Below are 20436 nucleotides of genomic sequence, written 5' to 3' on the forward strand. Positions count from 1 at the left end.
ACGAGGCGAATATTAACGGCGACGTCTGAGGGTGTCAACAGCAAAAAATACATTATCATTCAACTGGCTAGCTTTAGCACAAAGCGATCGCGATTTAAGCAGATTCTGATGCGTTTGCCGTCAGGCGGCTTAAGGGATCTTGTTGATAAAACTGGCGTAAGTGCTGATACATCGCTGGAAAACGTTCAGCTAACAGATCGGGTGCGGTGAAGAAATATTCGGATAGCACCGCAAAGCATTCAGCAGGATCGCTGGCGGCGTAAGGATCGATACTTGCCGCCTGTTCGCCGACCAGCTCAACTTCGCTTTCGATCTCTTCCATTGCCGCACGTAAATCCCTTTCCCACAGCGCGACTTCGCGCAGCGGCATCAGCGGAATACCGCTGGTGTAGCCGCTTCCACGGGCATCCAGTTTGTGCGCGACTTCGTGAATCACCAGGTTGTAGCCGGAGAGATCAAACGAATCCTGAATATCCTGCAAGTTCAACACCACCGGACCTTGCGTCCAGCTTTGTCCGGCATGCACCGCAGGAGCACTGTGTACCAGTCCCGCTTCATCCTGCCAGTTGTCATGCACGGAAAAGGGTTCGGGATAGATCAGCACGTCATGAAAACCATCCAGCCAGTCCAGGCCTAACGTCAAAACGGGCAAACAGAACAGCAGGGCGATGCGCACGCTGCGTAACGCGTCGAGCTGTACGCCATCCAGCAGAACCAGTTTTTTCTGAGAGAGAAACCGCTGCGCTAACAGCACCAACGCTCGCTGTTCGTCATCGGTAAGAAGAGTAAAGATCGGTTGCGCCAAACCTTGCTGCCACGGCAGCTCGGCCAGAGCCGAATCAACATGCGTTTTCCAGGGCCAGGTAAACATCACAGCACTCGCTCAGAATCAGATGACCACGCTATCCTGACGTGCCAGACATAAAAATGCCAGCATCGAAACATCATGCTGGCAAGGTTTGTTTGGTGACAGGGACAAGGCACCTATTCAAACGGGTCGGACTCAAAATGTCTGTGATTCAACCCGCAAAGCGCGATGAATTAGCCTCTTTCAACGCGTTGAAATTCCACCACCCACACCCACGGATTCACTTCCCAACTGGTAGCACCATACTGCTTTTGCCACGCTTTACGGTAGGCTTCTTTGGGCGATTCTGAATTCATATTCATGGTGAAGAAGTTATTGAGGAAGTGGGAATCGGTCTGCACCCCTTCCGCCATGATGTCATCTTCACTAATATCCTGGATCTTTTCGGCACGTACGCCCGTGATCTGCAGATTGATACGGCTCGCCCAACGCGGCATGTGGATGGCGGTTTGCCAGCCAAACTGCTCGCCTTCAGTGTCGTTCATCGAATGATGGCCTAATTCATTGCTGTCGGCACGATACTGGCAAAATTCGGGCAGGCGGAACGGCGTAGGATCGCGCTCATACTCCGCCAGGGCGCTTTCAGGCACAATCGGCCCACGCCAGGTTTCTCGCACCCATAAAATATCACCCGGTTTGCCATAAGGGCATTGATAGCTGATGTCTGTCATCGCCATCATTTTGTAACCATGCAAATGGTTTGCACTGACATCAAAGGCGTGTACACCTTCATGGTTATCTTGTCCTGGACCGAACGCCTGCGTTTTCATAATGCGCCGGGTTTGCGTCTGCTGACCAACCAACAAGGCTCGAACACGCTGCTCGGAAAAAAGAATCGGCCGTTCTTTCATTGAGTACCTCTTTTTATTAGTAGAACCCGGTTACTGCGGTAAGCATTTTTCGCTGAATGCGCTCTAGCATAGAGCGTATATATCATTTTGCTTAATAATTTGTCGCCTTATTATCAGGCGGCTGCTGCGTATTTTGGTCTTAAAAAAGAGCAAAATGCAAAATTCGAACCAAACCCGCCAGAATAATTTGTGTTAGGCGGCTAATTGCCCAGATACAGTACGTTATAACGGCAAAAATGGGAACCTTTTCAGATTTGTTAACCTGTCCGAATAGCCTGTTTCCGTGATAGCGCGCAGCGACGAGCGCCAGCCTGAATTTGGCAGAAAAAAGCATTAATGTTGTAAACCATTACCGATCTTAAACTGATTCATTTAACTACAATCACTTAAGGAAATGCTTAAAAGAGGATGATTTGCGGTTATTAACGGCGAGAAATGCTATATAAATGATCGAGATCCCACTTTCCTGCCTGAAATCTCCGGCAGCGCCGCTCTTTTCCACAGCACTGTAAAAAAAGTGTCATTAGCCAGTCGTTATGATGGCCTGCCGTTCGCGACGCCTCTTTTTTCCGGGGTCGCGCATAAAACACTACAGGGAGATGGATTATGTCACTCACTCTTTGGCAATCCCGCTTTGAAAGCTGGTTTCAACTCAATTGGGTTCATGACGATAAGGCTCACGATATTGCGCATTTACGCCGCGTATGGATGAGTGCGCAACGGATCATGGCGGACAGCGAAGCCAATCCGCTGGTGGTATTGACCGCCTGTTATTTCCATGATGTGGTGAATCTGGCTAAAAACCATCCTGAGCGGCATCTGGCTTCCACCTATGCAGCGAGCGAAACGCAGCGGATTTTACAGCAGGAATTTATCGATTTTCCTGCTGAGTTGATCGATGCCGTGGCACACGCGGTAAAAGCGCACAGCTTTAGCGCGGCCATTATGCCGGAGACACTTGAAGCAAAAATTGTGCAGGATGCTGACCGACTGGAATCATTAGGGGCTATTGGGCTGGCGCGCGTGTTTTATACCGCCGGTGCCCTTAACCGTCCGTTGTTTGACAGCGAGGATCCGCTGGGAAAAGAGCGTGAGCTAAATGATGTGCACTGGACGCTTGATCACTTCCAGAAAAAACTGCTGCGCCTGCCGGAGACTATGCACACCGCGACGGGTAGGGCAATGGCGGAGCATAACGCCGATTTCCTGGTGCGCTACATGGCAAAGCTGTGTGCGGAATTACAGGGCAATTTAGTCAGCATGGATGAGTCCGTATTACGCGATTTCACGCCTTTGCGCGCTTAATATTAAATTTTTGTGACAGTCTGTTAATCGAAACGGTCATCCGGTAGCGTGATAGCCAGAACAATAAGGAGTACCACGATGACCGAAACTGTTAATTTAACGATAAAAATCGATCCTGCGCTAAAAGAACACCTCAAACAGCTGGCGCTTGAAAACGAAATCTCAATGAGCCAAGAGATTGTTCAGCGACTTCAGACCAGCCTGCAAACTCAGCAACATCCTGCGGTGGATAATCAGGATCTTGTTGAAGATGTTCCCAGCCCGCTGACATCAGCGGAGGTCAAACAACTTCGTACACTGTTGAAAAAGCAGACCAAGAAGAAGAAGTGAAAAAACCATAATGAAAAACCCGTCAATTGACGGGTTTTTTTTGTCCTTCATCAAGCTGCGCACTCATCCGCGAAAAGGGAGAGACGCGTTTAGCGTTTTAGACCGCGGATATGCGGTAACAGCAACTGGGCGACGGCGGCAAAAACCGGAACCACTACCGAATTGCCAAACTGCTTATAAGCCTGGGTATCAGAGACGGGAATACGGAAGGGTTCGCTGCCAGGTACGTCAAAACCCATCAGGCGTGCGCATTCACGTGGCGACAAACGACGCGGACGACGCGCCATGTTCGCAACATTTTGAAAATCCGCTTCCCCGACCACGCTATCCCAGCCGCGATCGATAAGAATTTCAGATCCATCCTTGTAATAGCGCGCCGACAGCGTTCGCACGCAGCAGTGAATATTACGGGGGTCGTTGAGGCCAAAACCAAAACCGTTGCCTTTGGCTTTATGCTTTTTTGCGTAGTTATAGAGATAACGCCAGAGATGTGGAGAAAGGGTATATTTCTCTTCTGGTTCGCTCTCCAGCAGGCTTTGCAGGCTGGGTACTTCAGCTGGAAAATGCTGACGAATATCACGCAACGTAAAGGCGCGGCTGCCGGCAATATCACGACGAATACCCACCAGAACGATACGTTCACGATGCTGTGGCAGGAAGTGACGCGCATCAATGATTTTGGCATCAGGCGCATTGGCGTCTGCATCGGCTACGTCGTAACCCAGCTCATCCAGCGTCTCCATAATGATGGCGAAAGTGCGGCCTTTATCGTGACTTTTCAGGTTTTTGACGTTTTCCAGTACGAAAAACGGCGGTTTTTTAGCAGCCAGAATGCGCGCTACATCGAAAAAAAGCGTGCCCTGAACCTGACACTCAAAGCCATGCGCGCGACCCAACGCATTTTTTTTGCTGACGCCTGCCAGTGAAAAAGGCTGACAAGGAAAACCCGCGAGTAGAACCTGATGATCGGGGATTGTCGCGTCGATATGCTGATAAATCGCCTCATCACCTGACACATCGGCAGGTTGCGTAACCTGACGAATATCGCTGTTAAAGGTGTGCTCTTGCGGATCGCTGTAATGATTGGCTTTGTAAGTACGAACCGCTTCTTTATTCCATTCGCTGGTGAAAACACATTTGCCGCCAATCGCCTCAAATCCACGACGAATGCCGCCAATGCCGGCAAACAAATCGACGAAACGGAACTCTGGCGCATCATAATGTGCCGGACGCGTGGGCAACAGATTTTGCAGTAATAATACTTCCTGCGCAGAAAGCGTTGGCAGCGCCGTTTTGCCCTGACGAATGCGATTAAGCAGTTGAGGTGTCCAGTCCTGATAACCCGCATCATGCAGGCGCATGACAATATCGCGTACCGAATAGATCGCCAGCACGTGGGTTAACAGGGTCATTTCATCAGATGGCGAAGCGGGGGAGAGACGTGGTTCAGCGGTCGCGGCGGCGTGCATGCGTTTATCCTTAACAGTGAAGCGCCTATGCTAACACTCCTTACGCGCCGAAGAAATTGGCGGGACGTGCCCGCCAGTGAGATCAGGCTTTTAACTTTCTCATTTCGATACCAAAAATCTGCCCGTTGATGCGTACTTTAAGGCAGCTGGTCGCTTCATCAAACTCAGCCACTTTGCCACTGGTGCCGTGAATAATCAGCTCTTTGTTATTGTTATAGCCAAAGCCGACGCTTTTATTGCCGGTCCAGTGTTGCTCAAAGCAGATCACTGGCGTGGCATCCAACTCAGCACTTTTTTCCGGCTCACATTTCGTGAAGCTTTTGCGGAACAGAAAATGCACGCCGGCTTGATAACGATCCACGCCGTTGGTTTCTAATAACGCGATGCTTTGGCCGGTATATTGGCCGATCTTCACATAGATTTTGCAGGCTGAGCTTCCACCTTCAATGTGTACCTGAATAACCGGGGAAGAGCCTTCGCCGTGCCAGGTGGCGTAAGGTCCACCGCTGGTGGCCTGAATCGCAATATATGCTGCGCCCTGCGCGGTTCTCTGCGAATAATCATTTTGTGTTTCCCCGACGGTACTGTATCCACCGGAGCCCACAATTTTAATATTGAGCTGATTAGATTCGGTGGGAAAAGCGACCTCGCCCAAATAAAACCAGACGTCCTTATTAGTGCGGTTATCCATGCGATGTTGAGAGGTAACGTAGTCATAATTTAGCGAACCATTCAGGATCATCCCCCAGTTCGCCATTTCCACGTTGCCCTCTTCATATTCCGACAGCCAGCGCTCGCCCTCCGGTGTGAAATCGACTTTACTTCCGCTTTGTAGATTTTTCTGCGTCATGATAATACGGGCGTAAGCGAGTTTTAACGGGTTGGCACAATCCTCCAGATTGAAGGTCTCAATGATCCACTGACCGTTCGAGAGATCGCCGGGAAATTCTGTGTGTTCGATCCAGCCGTTACGAATAATGGATTGCGTACAGCGCGGAATATCTAAAGCAGGGAACAAGGTGTTGTGCTGGATATTAAAGTTGGCCAGTTCAATCGCCGTTGAATGATCCCATACGCCTTGCGCTTGACCTGACCAGCGTGCATAGACAATGGAATTTTGACAATAGCGGCCATAAAATTGATCGAATTTGCAGTCAAGGGTATCGATAATATCCAGTGCACGTCCGCCGAGGTAGCGGAATTCTACGCAGCTCAAACGTAAAAACTGGCCACCGGGAATAATATTTTTAAAGAAGCCTTTGGTATTGGCAACCGTACTGCCGTCACCCTTGCTTTGGCCTTTAACAACGAAGCCTGATATCTCCACATAGCGCGCTTTTACTGAGAACATCACTTCGTTATTTTTCTGATCGGAAAGCAGCGTTGTTGAGGCAAAAAAGCCAAAGTTAACCGGTGCGCCAGAGATTTTAAATCGGGCAATCTCTTTTGAGGAAATATCAAACTTCGACAGCAAAAATACGCCAGCGGTAAAACGAATGCCGGTTGCAGGATTATTTTTCTGCGACCAGTCAAACATACGCGTTACCGCTTCAAGACAATCGACTTTACCGTCTGGGACGGCACCAAAATCGATAACCGTCACGTTGTTATAATCCAGAACGACTCGCTTCCAGCGCGCTTTTTCCGGCGTGACAATGTTCAGGCCAAAATCTTCTGCAGTGGTTTTATCTGCAGCATCGTAAACAAAAAGGCCACCGCCCCTGTTTGTGTCGGTGTTGTATTCCAATACTGAGGCAAGTTCTCCCGGCTGAGTCGGCTCGGTGCTGCGTAACTCAGCGATGTTTTTTAATTGCGTAATGCCCGCCCCATTGCTGCTATTTAGGCTCGCCAACTCCACTATAATTTTGCCGAAATCAATGCTTTTACCGTTTTTATCTAAAACGGTGAGCGAGTTACTGTTATCAGCGCTAACGGTGACGTCATCTGATTTATTCGTCATGGTGCTTTCCTTAATAAATGGTCAAGAAGAGTTAAAGTCTTTTTTAGTATAAGTCCTTGAAAAATAATATTTATGCGCGTGCCGCCGTTAACCGGAGTAAAATATGTAGTCTTATTTTTAATCAGCGGTAACGGATTGAATTGTGGCGATAAGCGAAGCGGAAGATTTACGCTTTACAGATTATTCGCAGCACTCTTTTATGCATCGTTGGACCGAAAATAGGGCCAAAAAAGGATTTACAGACAGGAGATTGTGCAGCATGGCAGCATTGTCAGGTTGAGAACCCTTGTCAGTGGCTTATTAATAGCGTCGCCGGATTGACGCTAACACTGTCGATTTTCGTGGCTCAGGCTAAAGTTGAAAGACCAGTCAAAAAGGAGACGCCATGGCCGACGTTCACTCTAGCGAGATACGCAGCAAAAACATGCGGGCTATCCGCCAGCAGGACACCGCGATTGAGCAGCGCATTGCGCTCTTACTCAAAGATCGGGGGTTTACTTACCGCGTACAGGACAAAAACTTACCGGGACGTCCCGATTTCGTTCTGCTGGAGCAGCAGGCGATCATCTTCGTCCATGGCTGTTTTTGGCATCGTCATCATTGCTATCTGTTTAAAATTCCGGCCACCCGCACCGAATTCTGGATCGGTAAGATCAACAGCAACGTAGAGCGTGACCAGCGCTATGTTAAGCAACTGCAGGAAAATGGCTGGAAGGTTCTGATTATCTGGGAATGTGCACTGCGCGGAAAGCTGCGTCTCAGCGATGAAGATTTGCAGGAAAGGCTGGAAGAGTGGCTGCTGGTGATGAAGGAGAACGCTGAGATTGATCATCAGGGAATTCACCATTACCGCGCCCCCTGAACTTGCAGCCTTGCCAATCAGCAACATAATTGGTTAGATCTCCGCTTTCTCCGTGAAGGATCCTGTAATGAGCAGCATTAAACTGACCGTTAAACGCCTTTATCAGATCCGTGATGAGCGCATGGTAAACACCAAAGCGACAGCGCGAATTTATGTGGGCGATACGCTTATCGCCACGGAGGAAGTGACAGGGTTAACTGAGAGTCCAGTAAGTAAGTATCTGCATGCACAGACGAAAGCGGGAGAAGCGGTGCGTGTGGAATGGGATTGTGAGGGCATCGCCGAGATGTCAGTTGCCGAAATTGAGCGCTGCCCATGTTGTCAGCATAACGAACCGGAATAGAACCGGCATAAGGATCGCATTTTGGCAGGAACGAGTTTACTGACTTTATTAGATGATATTGCAACACTTCTGGATGATATTTCCGTCATGGGAAAAGTGGCGGCCAAAAAAACGGCAGGCGTTTTAGGTGATGATTTATCGCTTAACGCTCAGCAAGTGACGGGAGTTAAAGCCAATCGTGAGTTGCCGGTTGTGTGGGGCGTTGCTAAAGGATCATTTCTTAATAAGTTGATTTTAGTGCCGCTGGCACTGGTGATCTCAGCGTTTGCCCCTTGGCTGATTACGCCACTTTTGATGATTGGCGGTGCCTACCTTTGCTACGAAGGCGTAGAAAAGGTTATGCACAGTTTGCAACATGATAAACAGCAAAAGTCACCGGAAGCGCGACAGGAGCGTTTGGACAAACTGACCAAGCAGGATCCGCAAGCGTTCGAAAAAAAGAAAATAAAAGGGGCGATACGCACGGATTTTATTTTGTCTGCGGAAATTGTCGCTATCACGTTGGGCATTGTCTCCGAAGCACCATTAATGAATCAGGTCATCATCCTGGCCGGCATCGCCATTCTCGTTACTGTTGGGGTGTATGGCATCGTCGCGGCTATCGTGAAAATCGATGATTTAGGTTTCTGGCTGCGAGAAAAGCCTTCGCGCATGGCGCAGGGAATTGGCAGCTTTTTGCTGGCGACCGCGCCCTGGTTAATGAAGATTTTATCGGTCGTTGGCACTATCGCCATGTTTTTAGTGGGCGGCGGCATTGTGGTGCATGGCATCACGCCGCTGCATCATTTTATTGAAGAAGCCACTGCTGGATTTGGCGGCCTGATTTCAAGCTTATTAAGCAACGGTGCCAATCTGGTACTCGGTTTTATCATTGGGTCGATCGTGCTGTTAGGCGTAAATCTGATTGCAAAAATGCGTGGGAAATCGGTATAAAGCGCGCTGAAATTGCGTAACGGGAGCAAAAAAATGAGCGATGACATGTTTGAATTTGATATTGATGCACAGCTTGAGCAGGCTGAAGCGAAAGCAGAGAAGAAGGCCAACGAAGTGCCTGACGATCTCGGCGATGAAGCAGATTGCGAAGGCTGCAAAATCTAATTCTTGTTAAAGAGTTTCTTTAAAAGCGGATAACAAATGTTATCCGCTTTTTTTATTTTCAACATATCCATCTGCTTAATTCTGAATTCGCCATTTTTATGTGTGCCTTAACAGGCAAGAACCCTTTTCGCCTGCTATAAAGAAAACTGTTCATTAAAAAGTCAAACGGAGGGCGCAACATGGTTTTTGCAATCAGTGAAGAAGTTCAGCATAAGGAAGGCGGGCAAACGATGGTTGTCACCGGTTATGCCAGCGGTATGGTCGAGTGTCGTTGGTATGACGGCTACGCGGTGAGAAGAGAAGCTTTCCGTTCTGATGAGCTGAGTCATTCAACACCGTCACAACAGTTGGCAAGTTGATGCGTTTTTTATCCGCCGCTTCCCTGCGGCGGGTGTCTTAGCCTTAACACTCTCATCCCGTTTTAGACTTCACCCTCTAGCCCCATCACACGTTACCTTCGTTATCCTCTTCCACGGCCTGATAAATACGCTGTAGGATGTCAGGGAATGCAGACTGCACACGACTCCAGCTTGGAATAAACGGCTTGTCATTAGGGCGTTCTATGAAGGCCTGTCCCGCTTCAAGAATCGACTGTGTAAACATCTCAACGGCCGCTTCTTCTACATGCTGTTCAAACTTCAGACCATTCATCGTCGCTTCGTGATTGTAGATTTCCATCATATCGAGTGCGTTACGGTAATAGGTGGCTTTCAGCACGCGGAAAGAATCACTGGTAAGCGGCACGCCCATGGTGGCGAGTTTACGTAGCAGCGACTGTACGATATCGCTGCTCATACGTTTCAGTCCGCCCGTGCCATCTTCTTCCGCCAGCGGCTGGTGTTTGTGATCGTAGTTGTCGGCTATTTCGACCTGACACGTTTGTCGCGTGGTGTAATTACGAAATATTTCCGACAGCACGCCAATTTCCAGACCCCAGTCACCCGGAATTTTTATGCCGTTCAGCACGTGTGTACGCATGGCAAACTCACCCGATAATGGGTAACGAAAACTGGAAAGGTAATCGAGATAGTCAGAATGGCCGTACACTTTTTGCAGCGAACGCAGCAGTGGGCCAACCAGTAAACGCCCAACACGACCATTTAGTTTGCCATCTGCCACGCGCGCATAGAAACCTTTGCAAAACTCATACTGGAACGACGGGTTCGCCAGCGGATAAAGCAGGCGCGCCAGCATGCCGCGTTCATAGGTGACGATATCGCAGTCATGGAGCGCCACACAGCTGGTGCGGTCAGAAGCCAGCGTATAGCCGGTACAAAACCAGACGTTGCGGCCTTTGCCGGGCTGGCTGGGCGACAAGCCCTCTTTGTCTAATTCTGCATCTATCGCTTTCAAACGCGGGCCATCGTTCCATAAAATTCGATGGCGCTGTGGCAAACGCGAGAAGAATTCGCGGGCATGTAAAAACTGCTCGCGGTCAGCGCGATCAAGACCGATGACGATCTCATTGAGATAAGGTACCTGGGCTAGTTCATCAACAATATTGCTCAGTGCCGGGCCTTCCAGCTCAGAAAACAGTGACGGCAGAATTAAGCCCATTTTGCGCTTACGGGCAAAGCGTACCATCTCTTTTTCAAGCGACTCCACGCTGCGGTGGGTGAGGTTATGGAAGTTAGTGACGACGCCATTCTGATAAAAATCACTCATCGCATTATCCTTATGGTATGCAGCGGCTGCCGCAAATTGAGGCTAAGTAAGAAAATAGTCCAGACCTTCGCACCAGCCTTCGGGGCCATAGTGCGCGGTGTGATAGATATGTTTGAGATCTTGTCGTGTCAGGCGCACCGGCGTTTTACTGTAGCCTTTGATCACCACCGCGTAGTCGACGGCATCCAGCATGGGTGCATCGTTTGGGCCATCACCCAACCCAATAGTGACCCGAGGTTCACCTGACTGCTGGCTAAGTAACCAGCGTAGCGCTTCACCTTTCCCGCTGCCCGCCGGCATCACGTGCCAAAAGCGACCGCCCTGCGTTAATGTCAGATTGTGTTGCGTGAGTTCGCTGTGAAAGGAAGCAAAAGCTTCTTCGCTGTCACGCCAGACCAGCACCTCTGACGCGTCGCGCTGGCGCGATAGTGCGGCGTCAGCCTCGCTGAGTCCTGTCATCGCCGAGACTTCCCGATCGGTAAAATTATGAAATCCAGTGAAGCGATAACGACTTTGTAGCAGCGATAAACGGTGGCACAGCGTTTCATAGTCTGCGCTGTCAGCGGGCAGGCGGATCCGTTCTGAAGGATCGAGTTGGATCAGCGCACCGTTTTCAGCAATGAACGGTGCGCCCGTAATACCGAGTTTCTTTTGCAACGGCAGAATTTCCGCTGCGGTTTTACTGGAGCAGATCACCAAAGGAATTTGGTGTTGTTGCAACTGCTCAAGCCATTCCTCAGCGGGATCCCAGCTATAGCTGTGATGGTCGAGCAGGGAACCGTCTAGATCGGTCACAATCATCAATGGTTGTTGAAGCGTAGGCATCGTAAGGCTCCTTTCATCACATTCAACGCCCCGTCATTCTTCACGCTGCAGGTGCGTTATCTACATTACTCGACACGTCTGTGCGTCAGCGAAATGCAGGTCAAACCGATTTCGCCTACTGTGTCATTCGTTTGCCGCCTCGCTGCAACGCAAATTATTCAGGGTATAAAGCAACGATTTTTCAATATTATAGTTGAATCTTAGTTGCACTTTCGCCGAACACTCACCTTATGAATAACTAGGAATAATCTTAAAACGTAACGGCGTTTACGGGTATGTTGCACGTTTCTTGCGCGCTCTAGCGCTTGGTACACAAGGTGTTTTCGGTAACAGTGACATCAAAATAGCGGTTTGTGTGGCAGGTTTGTGCAGGGTTAAGACTTGTCTTAAGTCAGGAGAGGCGTAGTCTGCAGAGGTGTTAAGAATTCCCTGGTGTAACGAATTGAATTTTTTACCCGGCCATCCCGCCGGGTATTTTTTTGGAAACGATTTCAACGATTCATTTCACTGCTGGTGCAGTCGTGAATATCAAGTTCAAACGCTTCAGCGATTTCGGTGTAAGCCTCAAAATGTCTGCTATCCAGCTTTATTCCACGATGGGATGGATCAAAATCCATATAATCGCGAACATCGCCCGATGTTTTCACCTGGATTGCTTCTAATAGCGCATCCACGTCCACATTCAAAGCCCGCTGTGCGTCATCGCTAGACTCTTTTGCCGTTGCCATAATCTGCCTCCTGAAGGCGAGATGATATTTGAGTATAGACGGCGGCGGGGAAAGCGCGGAATGCGGAATGACAGGCAAAAAAAAGCCCGCGCTGCGCGGGCAAAAATCCTTGTTACTTTTAGGTTGACTGCGCCTATTGGGGTTGGTGCAGTGCTAAGAAGTGTAAAAGGTTTTCGCGTTAGAAATCTTGTCGTGAAACGTTAAGGAAGTGAAATTTCCTAATCTTACTCATCTTTACCTGCTTTTTTGCTTAAAAGCAGGAGAAACGGCTATATTTAACGACAAAGCTGTTTTTAATCAACACCTCAAGGAGCGACCATGGATATTATCCGCATCATTATTGCTATTTTGTTACCCCCGCTGGGCGTCTTTATGCAGGTCGGTTTTGGCGGAGCATTTTGGCTAAACATCCTGTTAACGCTGTGTGGCTACATACCCGGTATCATTCACGCCGTCTGGGTGATTGCTCGCCGCTAAACGCTACATGGAAGCCATTGTTCGTTTAAACTGTGACTCAGGAAATAATCAGGAGAAATGAGAATGAAGGTGAATGACCGTGTCACGGTAAAAACGGATGGCGGCCCGCGCAGGGTTGGAACCATTTTGGCCGTGGAGCCGTTTAACGAAGGCACCATGTTCCTGGTGGCATTAGAAGATTATCCGCTGGGGATATGGTTTTTTAATGAAACTGAACAGGCTGACGGAATCTTCGTTGAACCTTATGAATCGGCCTGATAACCGCGTTTGCAAAGAGAAAAGGTGCGCCATGGCGCACCTTTTTTATGGCTTCAATCTGCTAACGACAACAGTAATCAGAAGGTTTCCCAGTTGTCATTCCCCGAGGCTAATGCCGGGCGGGATGCGAGCACAGGTGATTTTTGTGCGGGTGAGGGCGCGCGTGTCGCGAGCGTCTGCGCTGGCGAGTCATGCAAACGGAAAGCGGAAACCGCCTGCGTCAATTTACCCGCCTGATCCTCCAGCGAGGAGGCAGCGGCAGAAGCCTCTTCCACCAGTGAAGCATTTTGCTGCGTCACGTTATCCATTTCAGTTACAGCAAGACTCACCTGCTGAATACCTCGGCTCTGTTCATCCGATGCCGCAGCGATCTCCGCCATAATGTCTGTCACGCGGCGCACCGCTTCGACAATTTCACTCATCGTGGAACCGGCTTCACCGACCTGATGAGAGCCGTCATTAATCAATGTCACTGATTCGGCAATCAGGGTTTCAATCTCTTTCGCTGCTTGTGCACTGCGCTGAGCCAGATTACGTACTTCGCTGGCAACCACGGCAAAACCACGGCCTTGCTCACCGGCGCGTGCCGCTTCTACCGCAGCATTCAGCGCCAGGATATTGGTCTGGAACGCAATGCTGTTAATGACATTGGTAATCTCAGCAATCTTCTTCGAGCTGCCTGAAATGTTAGTCATGGTCTTCACGACGCCACTGACCAAATTACCGCCGCTGCGTGCTTTACCGGACGCATCCGCGGCCAACTGGCTGGCGTGATGCGCGTTCTCGGCATTCTGTTTCACCGTGGCGGTCAACTGCTCCATGCTGGCAGCGGTTTGTTCCAGTGCTGCAGCCTGCTGCTCGGTACGAGAAGAGAGATCGGTGTTACCGGCTGAAATTTCGCTGGAGCCTTGGTAAATGGCTACTGCGCCTTCACGAACAGTGCCAACGGTCTTCACCAGGGATTGCTGCATAAGCTGCAAATTATGGATCAGCGATCCAATCTCACTGCGGCCATGCGGCAGGGAAGGGGCGGTTAAATCACCTTGGGCGATGCGTTCAATGCGTGAAACTGACTGGCGCAGCGGATTAATGATCACACGACGCAAAAATACAAAGGTCAGCAGCACTAATATCAGCGCGGCAGCAAACGCAACGGCCATGGCAATAAAGCCAATACGCGATTGGTGCTCCGCTTCCACGTTAATCGACTGCGCGCGGTCGGTACGAATTTTGATCGCCTTCAACAGGACGTCGTTATAGGCGGCATCCAGCTTTTGTGTGACGTCAGTTTCCTGCGCGATAATGCCTTCAAAGCTGCCTTGCTTACCGGCATTGATCATCGGCACCAGGCCTTTATCAACGTACTCATTGAAGCGCGTGGTTAACGCGGCATCCAGGTCCATATCGGCTGCCGATTTTACTTTGCGGTTTATGTAAACTTTGAAGCCATCTTTCGCCTGCTGGATGCGTTTCTCAGTAGCGGCAACGTTAGCGCGAAACACATCCATTTCACCGATACGTGCGGCGGCACCAGCCTGAATAATGGTTAGACGAGCGGTACGCAGATGGTTTGAACTATTAGAAATACCCATGCGCACCTGGATTTCTTCAGTGGCATTTTGAAGTGACTGATTGCTTTGAATAAGAAAGTAGCTGGCGAGTCCAATACAGAGTGCGAACAGCAGCAGAATGCCGCCGAAAATCATACTAAACAGGGGAACGAGTCGAAGATTTTGCCAGATGCTCGGCTTGTATTGCCCATCAATAACCTGTGCTGTGTTCATATCCTTGCTCTCTTGAGATTGTTGTTATGAAGCTAACATCGGCAATTCAGAGAAAAGGATTAGGAGATTAAGTGAGATCTGGCTCCCACTTTAAAGCAAAGAAGGGGCAAAAAAAAACCGACCTTAAAAGGTCGGTTCTTTCAGTAGGGTTATTATCTCACATTGACATAAATACCCGAGGTGACATTATCGGTCAATCGCACCACATGATAAATTACTTGTTTGTTGTGGGTTTTGATTTTGCGCTTAATATTACCTTTGTGTGATGAAACTGTTTTAGCTTTAATTTGCATCTTGTCGGAAATTTGAATGGTGTCATGGCCTGACATCCACATTTTCAACATATTCGACTCAGTCTGGCTCAGCGTTAATGGATGAATATCCAACCCAGAGGAAATACGCGGAGATTGATTGAGTTTCTTCTGCAAATAAGTACTCAGTAAGGAATCCAATGTGGATGTCTTTATCGATTTTGACGTAATAATCAGGTTCTTACGAACGTAGAGGTATTCCTCAAAATGGATATTACTGATGGCCATAAATATAAAAAACAGTGTTTCAGGGTGCTGCATAATAATACTGCGAATGCGTTCGCTGGAATCAGGTTCATGAATGAAGCAATCTTCATTAATAAAAACGACGCCAGGTTGTAATTGTTCACAACGTTGCTGTAATTGTTCAATGTCAGAGGCTGAAGTAATATTTTTCCTCTTAACACCTTTAGAGGACATATAATCTGATAATCCCAGGCGTGTGTAGTTGCAGGAATCCATAATAATCGTTGGCATGTTAGCGACCCTCACCAATTTGTTATCCGTTTAAATCAACGATGAATTACGCGTTGCGGTACGAGAGAGATTTCTAAGACACTTTTTTATTCTGCTCATGCAGTGTGGCAACAGGCAAACGCCTGTAAAAGTCTTCTTCCCTGACCCGTTCTGCAAAATATTTTTTTACGTGCTGCTGTGACGTCACCCATCTCTCCAGCAATAGTGGGAATTGCTGGGGAGTACCGAAGTACGGGTAAAACCTGTTTTGGGAGCGTTGTCACTATCGCCGAAAATCCGGAGTTATCTGATAGGACAAATCTTAAAAACATTTACTTCACGAAAGTGTGACGTATCAGCGCGTGTTGACAATGCCGGAAAAAACATTTCCTGACAAGAAAAATTATCGAAAGATTTTTTTTGTGCAATTTCAACGTATTGCCGGATTTATCAACAATTCCACAGAGTTATGCTTTCTGTGAACCGCCTAACTAAAATACGCGAAGCAGGGTTTAATAAGAATTATTTTCAGACTGACGGCACATTTATCAGAATTTCCTTAGTTGATTTCTGAGAAAATTGGTTCAGAAAATGCACTGATGGTATCAAATTACTTAAGTATCGCAGGAGGACAGTAGTTAGATACTTAATGTTTAGGGACGGGATAGTTCGGTTAGAAACAGTGCGAGTAAATCAAATACTTCACTGAATAAATGCTCGCAGAACGGGGCAAGTAGTGGCATTAACAGGCTAATAGTGAGAATACCCACTGTTAAGGTAATCGGGAAGCCAATTGCGAAGATTGATAACTGTGGTGAAACGCGGTTTAACAAACCTAGTACCAAGTTTAGCATGAGGAGCAAAACGATTAAGGGTAACGCTAACATCATGCCATTAAGGAAAATTAAGCCCGCCGATTTTACCAATGCCATAAAGGCGTTGGCATTTATCGTGGTTCCGCTGATGGGCAGTGTATGAAAACTGTCCGCCAATAACGAGATTAGCCACAGGTGACCATTGAAGGTCAGGAACAATAACATCGCCAGCATGTCGAGAAAACGCGCAAGCACCGGCATGTTCAGGCGACTGCCCGGATCAAAAAAGGTCGCGAACGACAATCCCATCTGCAAACCAATCACTTCACCCGCCGTTCGTACTGCTGCAAAAGCAAACTGCATGGTGAAACCCAGCGCGGCACCAATCAGAATTTGTTGGATCAGAATCCAGAATCCGGCAGGAGAAAACAGCGTGACCTCAACGGGCGGCAGCATGGGCATCAATAACCAGGTGATCATCACGGCCAGACCAATTTTGACCCGATTACTAATGGAACGTTCACTGAGAAGGGGGGCGGTTGCAAACAGCGCCAGCAAACGCACCAGCGGCCAGTAAAACTGACTCACCCAGTGAACAAGTTGGCTACTGTCGAGAGTAATCATCAGCCGATGATGTAAGGCAGATTGGTAAAGACGGTACGAATGTAATCCAGCACCAGGTTCAGCATCCACGGGCCCGCAATAATGCCAGTAGCAGCGACCGCAAGAATTTTTGGAATAAACGACAGTGTCTGTTCGTTAATCTGGGTTGCGGCTTGCAGCAGGCTGATAAATAAACCGCTGACCAGCGCAGCCAGCAGCAGCGGTGCAGCCAGCATCAGCGCAACGCGCATCGCTTCTTGCCCCATCACCATTACCGATTCGGGTGTCATGTCATGCTCCAGTCAGAAAAGGGGAATCAGGAATAGAAGCTTTGCGCCAGCGAACCGACCAGCAATTGCCAGCCATCCACTAATACAAACAGCATCAACTTAAACGGCAGTGAAATGGTGGCAGGCGGAACCATCATCATCCCCAGCGCCATTAACACGCTGGCGACTACCAAATCGATAATCAGGAAGGGAATGAAGACGGTAAAGCCAATCTGGAACGCCGTTTTCAGTTCGCTGGTCACGTAAGCAGGCAGCAGGATACGCATCGGTACGGCTTCAGGGCCAGCAATAGGTGGTGTATTAGCCAGGCGGGCAAACAGCGCTAAATCTGCTTCTCGCGTCTGGCGCAGCATAAAGTCGCGCAGCGGTTGCGCCCCTTTTTCAATCGCCACGTCCATGGTGATCTTGTCCTGGCTGAAGGGCAGATAAGCATCCTGATAAATCTTGTCGAAGGTCGGCGCCATAATAAAGAAGGTCAGAAACAGCGACAGGCCCAGCAAAACCTGATTAGGCGGTGCAGAAGGCGTGCCCAGGGCGTTACGCAGCAGGCCAAAAACGATAATGATGCGGGTAAAGCTGGTCATCATCAGCAATACCGCGGGGATAAACGTCAGCGCGGTGATAAACACCAGCGTCTGCACCGGCAGTGACCAGCTTTGACCGCCATTGGCTAACGGATGACTCACCAAACCCGGCAGTTGGGCATGGGCAACCGGTGCCAGCAACAGCAGCGGCAGAAGAGAAAGCAGTCGACGCATCATGGGTGTTTTCCGGGACGTTTAACCAGATTCTGTAGCAGTTGGCGAAAATCTTGTGGCGCAGCGCCTGATGGCGCATTTTCTTCCGGCGCAGCAGGCGGCAACGTGTGCAAATGGGTGATGTGCTGAGCGGTGACGCCAAGGACCAGGCGCGCATCGGCAGTATCAACAATCACAACGCGTTCACGCTGACCGACCTGAACACTGGCGGTCATTTTGAGTTCCTGGCTGCTGACCTTCTTCGGTGCGAAACCGAGGCGGCGCGCCAGCCAGGCAAAAGCCAGTATCAACAATACAATCCCGGCTAACACGCTGCTGACTTGCGTCACTACAGAACCGGTAGAAATCGCCTGCGTTTGCGGCGCGGCGGGATGCAGTGTTTGAGACTGGTTATTCATTATTAACGACTCAGGCGACGCATACGTTCAGAAGGGGTGATGATATCGGTGATGCGCACGCCATATTTGTCGTTCACCACCACAACTTCACCTTGAGCAATCAGGTAACCGTTGATCAGGATATCTAAAGGTTCACCCGCCAGACCATCCAGTGACACCACTGAACCTTGCGTCAGGCGCAGCAGCTCTTTGATGGTCATTTTGGTACGGCCCAGTTCCACGGTGAGTTTCACCGGGATATCCATAATCAGATCGATATCCTGCAGCGAGCCAGAGATATTGCTGCTCTCGAATGTTTTAAACACATCGTCGCTCTGTGGCGCGCTGGTGCCAGCTTGTTCGTTCATTGCCTCAGCCCACAGATCGTCCGCAGAGATGTTGTCATCGGACGGTTTCTTGCTGTCACTCATTGGGCTGTTCCTCGTTCAGCGAATTCAAAATCGGGTTAATCAGATGTTCGACACGCAGGGCATATTGGCCGTTGATCGTGCCATATTGGCTGGTTAATACCGGCACGCCATCCACATGGGCGATGATGCGCTCGGGCTTCTCAATCGGCAGTACATCGCCTGGCTTCAGCTGCAAAATGCGTGACAGACGCAGTGAAGTCTCAGCAAAGTGCGCAATCAGCTCCAGCTCAGAGTGCTGAACCTGCTTCACCAGGTTATCGCGCCAGTGATTATCTTCCTGACGGGAGTTTTCCAGCGGCGGGTTCACCAGCAGCTCGCGCAGCGGCTCAATCATCGAAAACGGAATACAGATATTAAATTCACCGACCAGGTTACCAATCTCCACCTGGAACGGCGTGTTAACCACGATGTCGTTCGGTGAAGTGGTGATGTTGGTGAATTTCACCTGCATCTCTGAACGTACATACTCTACGTCCAGCGGGTAAATGGCTTTCCATGCATCGCTGTAACCATCCAGCGCCAGCTTCAGCATACGGCGGATAACGCGCTGCTCAGTGTGGGTAAACTCACGGCCTTCCACTTTAGTCGGGAAGCGACCATCACCACCAAACAGGTTATCAACCGCGATAAACACCAGGCTGGGTGAAAACACCACCAGCGCAGTGCCGCGTAGCGGCTTCAGGTGGATCAGGTTCAGGTTGGTTGGCACCGGCAGGTTGCGGGCAAACTCGTGATACGGCTGAATCTTGATCGCACCCACAGAAATATCAGGGCTACGGCGCAGCAGGTTAAACAGCGCCATACGGAACTGACGAGCAAAACGCTCATTAATAATTTCCAGCGCCTGCAGACGTTCGCGTACTACACGGCGCTGTGTATTCGGGTCGTAAGGACGAATGTCGCCTTCCGGCCCTTTCTGAATCTTTTCATCTTCCTTGCTGTCACTGTCGCCGTTGAGTAGCGCGTCAATTTCAGCTTGGGAGAGAATGCTATCGCCCATTGATTCACCTCAAAATGAAGGCAGTAAACAGCACGTCGTTCACGGCCTGCGGAGGTTGACCTTTTACCAGTGGTGGAGACAGTGCCTGTTTGATTTGCTCAACAAGCGCTTGCTTTCCTTGCTCTGACGCTAGCGCATTCGCGCTCTGACGTGAGAGCAGTAGCAGCAGACGGCTGCGTACCTCAGGCAGATAGTCATTCATCCGACGACGGGTGTCCTCATCCGGCAGACGCAGGGTAAAGCCTACGTACAGCACGCGGTCAGGATCGTTGTCGGGATTGACCAGGTTAACCGTAAATGTATCAAGTGCAAAAAATACCGGGGCGGCAGGTGGTTCGACTTTCGCGACTTCCGGCTTATCGCCCTCGTGTTTATTCATCATTCGCCAGACTGCATAGCCTGCCACGCTACAAGCGGCCAGCGTTACCACCAGTAACACCGGAATTAAGATTGAACGTTTGCGGCCTTTAGCTTTCGCGTTTTCAGACATTTTTGCAGTTACTTCCTGTGAATTATGGGCAAGCCTCTCGGCTCACCTGAACAGATTATCCCGCGTCTTAAGTCAAACAATG

General features: G+C 49.5%; 25 protein-coding genes. 9 read left to right on the forward strand and 16 right to left on the reverse strand.

Annotated features, from left to right (window positions below):
- Positions 1 to 94: 94 nt before the first annotated feature.
- Together mtfA and MUG06_RS02895 are read right to left on the reverse strand one after the other, a co-directional pair.
- Entirely contained in the window at positions 95 to 871 is a 777-nt protein-coding gene (gene mtfA / locus MUG06_RS02890) for a DgsA anti-repressor MtfA (RefSeq protein ID WP_243077673.1), read from the reverse strand.
- 170 nt (positions 872 to 1041) lie between these two features.
- Positions 1042 to 1719, reverse strand: a complete 678-nt coding sequence (locus MUG06_RS02895) for a hypothetical protein (RefSeq protein ID WP_215846519.1) — start codon at positions 1717 to 1719, stop codon at positions 1042 to 1044.
- Between the two features lie 606 nt (positions 1720 to 2325).
- Between MUG06_RS02895 and MUG06_RS02900 the strand changes: the two genes are divergently transcribed.
- Both MUG06_RS02900 and MUG06_RS02905 read left to right on the forward strand, forming a co-directional pair.
- Positions 2326 to 3024, forward strand: coding sequence for a phosphohydrolase (locus MUG06_RS02900; RefSeq protein ID WP_215846520.1), 699 nt, complete (start codon positions 2326 to 2328; stop codon positions 3022 to 3024).
- A 78-nt stretch (positions 3025 to 3102) separates the two neighbouring features.
- The gene (locus tag MUG06_RS02905) at positions 3103 to 3354 is read left to right on the forward strand and encodes a hypothetical protein (RefSeq protein ID WP_243077674.1); all 252 of its coding nucleotides are present in this window, start codon (positions 3103 to 3105) and stop codon (positions 3352 to 3354) included.
- Between the two features lie 89 nt (positions 3355 to 3443).
- On the opposite strand, the gene dcm is transcribed toward MUG06_RS02905, so the two are convergent.
- Together dcm and MUG06_RS02915 are read right to left on the reverse strand one after the other, a co-directional pair.
- Positions 3444 to 4823, reverse strand: a complete 1380-nt coding sequence (dcm, locus tag MUG06_RS02910) for a DNA (cytosine-5-)-methyltransferase (protein ID WP_279233908.1) — start codon at positions 4821 to 4823, stop codon at positions 3444 to 3446.
- 82 nt (positions 4824 to 4905) lie between these two features.
- Entirely contained in the window at positions 4906 to 6783 is a 1878-nt protein-coding gene (locus MUG06_RS02915; protein ID WP_243077675.1) for a hypothetical protein, read from the reverse strand.
- Positions 6784 to 7168: 385 nt separating this feature from the next.
- On the opposite strand from MUG06_RS02915, the gene vsr reads away from it, so the two are divergent.
- The 5 genes from vsr to MUG06_RS02935 all read left to right on the forward strand — a co-directional run bounded on the left by vsr (position 7169) and on the right by MUG06_RS02935 (position 9445).
- Positions 7169 to 7645, forward strand: a complete 477-nt coding sequence (gene vsr / locus MUG06_RS02920) for a DNA mismatch endonuclease Vsr (RefSeq protein ID WP_243077676.1) — start codon at positions 7169 to 7171, stop codon at positions 7643 to 7645.
- A 67-nt stretch (positions 7646 to 7712) separates the two neighbouring features.
- Complete coding sequence (locus MUG06_RS02925; RefSeq protein WP_215846524.1) at positions 7713 to 7988, forward strand: hypothetical protein; 276 nt, start codon at positions 7713 to 7715, stop codon at positions 7986 to 7988.
- 21 nt (positions 7989 to 8009) lie between these two features.
- Complete coding sequence (locus tag MUG06_RS02930) at positions 8010 to 8921, forward strand: DUF808 domain-containing protein (protein ID WP_243077677.1); 912 nt, start codon at positions 8010 to 8012, stop codon at positions 8919 to 8921.
- Positions 8922 to 8954: 33 nt separating this feature from the next.
- On the forward strand, positions 8955 to 9086 hold the full coding sequence (locus MUG06_RS22780; protein WP_256449269.1) for a hypothetical protein: 132 nt from the start codon (positions 8955 to 8957) through the stop codon (positions 9084 to 9086).
- A 179-nt stretch (positions 9087 to 9265) separates the two neighbouring features.
- Entirely contained in the window at positions 9266 to 9445 is a 180-nt protein-coding gene (locus tag MUG06_RS02935; protein ID WP_215846525.1) for a DUF2158 domain-containing protein, read from the forward strand.
- 85 nt (positions 9446 to 9530) lie between these two features.
- On the opposite strand, the gene MUG06_RS02940 is transcribed toward MUG06_RS02935, so the two are convergent.
- The 3 genes from MUG06_RS02940 to MUG06_RS02950 all read right to left on the reverse strand — a co-directional run bounded on the left by MUG06_RS02940 (position 9531) and on the right by MUG06_RS02950 (position 12304).
- Positions 9531 to 10751 carry a glycosyl transferase gene (locus tag MUG06_RS02940; protein ID WP_215846526.1) on the reverse strand — a complete coding sequence of 407 codons (1221 nt, stop codon included), beginning with the start codon at positions 10749 to 10751 and terminating at the stop codon, positions 9531 to 9533.
- 42 nt (positions 10752 to 10793) lie between these two features.
- Entirely contained in the window at positions 10794 to 11576 is a 783-nt protein-coding gene (locus MUG06_RS02945; protein WP_243077678.1) for a mannosyl-3-phosphoglycerate phosphatase-related protein, read from the reverse strand.
- A gap of 491 nt (positions 11577 to 12067) precedes the next feature.
- Complete coding sequence (locus tag MUG06_RS02950; protein ID WP_215846528.1) at positions 12068 to 12304, reverse strand: DUF2525 domain-containing protein; 237 nt, start codon at positions 12302 to 12304, stop codon at positions 12068 to 12070.
- Between the two features lie 318 nt (positions 12305 to 12622).
- Here MUG06_RS02950 and MUG06_RS02955 point away from each other — a divergent pair, with 318 nt between their 5' ends.
- Both MUG06_RS02955 and dsrB read left to right on the forward strand, forming a co-directional pair.
- The gene (locus MUG06_RS02955) at positions 12623 to 12781 is read left to right on the forward strand and encodes a YqaE/Pmp3 family membrane protein (RefSeq protein ID WP_215846529.1); all 159 of its coding nucleotides are present in this window, start codon (positions 12623 to 12625) and stop codon (positions 12779 to 12781) included.
- Between the two features lie 63 nt (positions 12782 to 12844).
- On the forward strand, positions 12845 to 13039 hold the full coding sequence (gene dsrB / locus MUG06_RS02960; RefSeq protein WP_215846530.1) for a protein DsrB: 195 nt from the start codon (positions 12845 to 12847) through the stop codon (positions 13037 to 13039).
- A 77-nt stretch (positions 13040 to 13116) separates the two neighbouring features.
- Here the strand turns inward: dsrB and MUG06_RS02965 are convergent, their stop codons facing one another.
- The 9 genes from MUG06_RS02965 to fliL all read right to left on the reverse strand — a co-directional run bounded on the left by MUG06_RS02965 (position 13117) and on the right by fliL (position 20354).
- Positions 13117 to 14823, reverse strand: a complete 1707-nt coding sequence (locus MUG06_RS02965; RefSeq protein WP_215846531.1) for a methyl-accepting chemotaxis protein — start codon at positions 14821 to 14823, stop codon at positions 13117 to 13119.
- Positions 14824 to 14975: 152 nt separating this feature from the next.
- Positions 14976 to 15611, reverse strand: a complete 636-nt coding sequence (rcsA, locus tag MUG06_RS02970) for a transcriptional regulator RcsA (RefSeq protein WP_215846532.1) — start codon at positions 15609 to 15611, stop codon at positions 14976 to 14978.
- A gap of 632 nt (positions 15612 to 16243) precedes the next feature.
- The gene (gene fliR, locus MUG06_RS02975; RefSeq protein ID WP_243077679.1) at positions 16244 to 17029 is read right to left on the reverse strand and encodes a flagellar biosynthetic protein FliR; all 786 of its coding nucleotides are present in this window, start codon (positions 17027 to 17029) and stop codon (positions 16244 to 16246) included.
- Positions 17029 to 17298 carry a flagellar biosynthesis protein FliQ gene (fliQ, locus tag MUG06_RS02980; RefSeq protein WP_215846533.1) on the reverse strand — a complete coding sequence of 90 codons (270 nt, stop codon included), beginning with the start codon at positions 17296 to 17298 and terminating at the stop codon, positions 17029 to 17031. Before fliQ ends, fliR begins: the two co-directional genes overlap by 1 nt.
- A 26-nt stretch (positions 17299 to 17324) precedes the next feature.
- Positions 17325 to 18056: a flagellar type III secretion system pore protein FliP gene (fliP, locus tag MUG06_RS02985; RefSeq protein WP_243078486.1), complete on the reverse strand. Its 732-nt coding sequence runs from the start codon at positions 18054 to 18056 to the stop codon at positions 17325 to 17327.
- Positions 18056 to 18454, reverse strand: a complete 399-nt coding sequence (gene fliO, locus MUG06_RS02990) for a flagellar biosynthetic protein FliO (RefSeq protein ID WP_215846534.1) — start codon at positions 18452 to 18454, stop codon at positions 18056 to 18058. The genes fliP and fliO overlap by 1 nt, the downstream gene beginning before the upstream one ends.
- A gap of 2 nt (positions 18455 to 18456) precedes the next feature.
- Positions 18457 to 18864: a flagellar motor switch protein FliN gene (gene fliN / locus MUG06_RS02995; RefSeq protein ID WP_215846535.1), complete on the reverse strand. Its 408-nt coding sequence runs from the start codon at positions 18862 to 18864 to the stop codon at positions 18457 to 18459.
- Positions 18857 to 19864, reverse strand: coding sequence for a flagellar motor switch protein FliM (gene fliM, locus MUG06_RS03000; protein ID WP_215846536.1), 1008 nt, complete (start codon positions 19862 to 19864; stop codon positions 18857 to 18859). Before fliM ends, fliN begins: the two co-directional genes overlap by 8 nt.
- Positions 19865 to 19868: 4 nt before the next feature.
- On the reverse strand, positions 19869 to 20354 hold the full coding sequence (gene fliL / locus MUG06_RS03005) for a flagellar basal body-associated protein FliL (protein ID WP_215846537.1): 486 nt from the start codon (positions 20352 to 20354) through the stop codon (positions 19869 to 19871).
- Positions 20355 to 20436 lie beyond the last annotated feature (82 nt).

It is taken from the genome of Pantoea sp. MQR6, assembly GCF_022761075.1.
Lineage (GTDB): Bacteria > Pseudomonadota > Gammaproteobacteria > Enterobacterales > Enterobacteriaceae > Pantoea > Pantoea phytostimulans.

Coding starts and splice junctions, on each gene's coding strand:
- MUG06_RS02940 (WP_215846526.1), bottom strand. CDS start 10,751: ATGAGTGATTTTTATCAGAATGGCGTCGTCACTAACTTCCATAACCTC.
- fliQ (WP_215846533.1), bottom strand. CDS start 17,298: ATGACACCCGAATCGGTAATGGTGATGGGGCAAGAAGCGATGCGCGTT.
- mtfA (WP_243077673.1), bottom strand. CDS start 871: ATGTTTACCTGGCCCTGGAAAACGCATGTTGATTCGGCTCTGGCCGAG.
- rcsA (WP_215846532.1), bottom strand. CDS start 15,611: ATGCCAACGATTATTATGGATTCCTGCAACTACACACGCCTGGGATTA.
- MUG06_RS02895 (WP_215846519.1), bottom strand. CDS start 1,719: ATGAAAGAACGGCCGATTCTTTTTTCCGAGCAGCGTGTTCGAGCCTTG.
- fliP (WP_243078486.1), bottom strand. CDS start 18,056: ATGCGTCGACTGCTTTCTCTTCTGCCGCTGCTGTTGCTGGCACCGGTT.
- MUG06_RS22780 (WP_256449269.1), top strand. CDS start 8,955: ATGAGCGATGACATGTTTGAATTTGATATTGATGCACAGCTTGAGCAG.
- MUG06_RS02925 (WP_215846524.1), top strand. CDS start 7,713: ATGAGCAGCATTAAACTGACCGTTAAACGCCTTTATCAGATCCGTGAT.
- MUG06_RS02905 (WP_243077674.1), top strand. CDS start 3,103: ATGACCGAAACTGTTAATTTAACGATAAAAATCGATCCTGCGCTAAAA.
- fliL (WP_215846537.1), bottom strand. CDS start 20,354: ATGTCTGAAAACGCGAAAGCTAAAGGCCGCAAACGTTCAATCTTAATT.
- dcm (WP_279233908.1), bottom strand. CDS start 4,823: ATGCACGCCGCCGCGACCGCTGAACCACGTCTCTCCCCCGCTTCGCCA.
- vsr (WP_243077676.1), top strand. CDS start 7,169: ATGGCCGACGTTCACTCTAGCGAGATACGCAGCAAAAACATGCGGGCT.
- MUG06_RS02950 (WP_215846528.1), bottom strand. CDS start 12,304: ATGGCAACGGCAAAAGAGTCTAGCGATGACGCACAGCGGGCTTTGAAT.
- dsrB (WP_215846530.1), top strand. CDS start 12,845: ATGAAGGTGAATGACCGTGTCACGGTAAAAACGGATGGCGGCCCGCGC.
- MUG06_RS02935 (WP_215846525.1), top strand. CDS start 9,266: ATGGTTTTTGCAATCAGTGAAGAAGTTCAGCATAAGGAAGGCGGGCAA.
- MUG06_RS02915 (WP_243077675.1), bottom strand. CDS start 6,783: ATGACGAATAAATCAGATGACGTCACCGTTAGCGCTGATAACAGTAAC.
- MUG06_RS02955 (WP_215846529.1), top strand. CDS start 12,623: ATGGATATTATCCGCATCATTATTGCTATTTTGTTACCCCCGCTGGGC.
- MUG06_RS02945 (WP_243077678.1), bottom strand. CDS start 11,576: ATGCCTACGCTTCAACAACCATTGATGATTGTGACCGATCTAGACGGT.
- MUG06_RS02900 (WP_215846520.1), top strand. CDS start 2,326: ATGTCACTCACTCTTTGGCAATCCCGCTTTGAAAGCTGGTTTCAACTC.
- fliN (WP_215846535.1), bottom strand. CDS start 18,864: ATGAGTGACAGCAAGAAACCGTCCGATGACAACATCTCTGCGGACGAT.
- MUG06_RS02965 (WP_215846531.1), bottom strand. CDS start 14,823: ATGAACACAGCACAGGTTATTGATGGGCAATACAAGCCGAGCATCTGG.
- fliM (WP_215846536.1), bottom strand. CDS start 19,864: ATGGGCGATAGCATTCTCTCCCAAGCTGAAATTGACGCGCTACTCAAC.
- fliO (WP_215846534.1), bottom strand. CDS start 18,454: ATGAATAACCAGTCTCAAACACTGCATCCCGCCGCGCCGCAAACGCAG.
- fliR (WP_243077679.1), bottom strand. CDS start 17,029: ATGATTACTCTCGACAGTAGCCAACTTGTTCACTGGGTGAGTCAGTTT.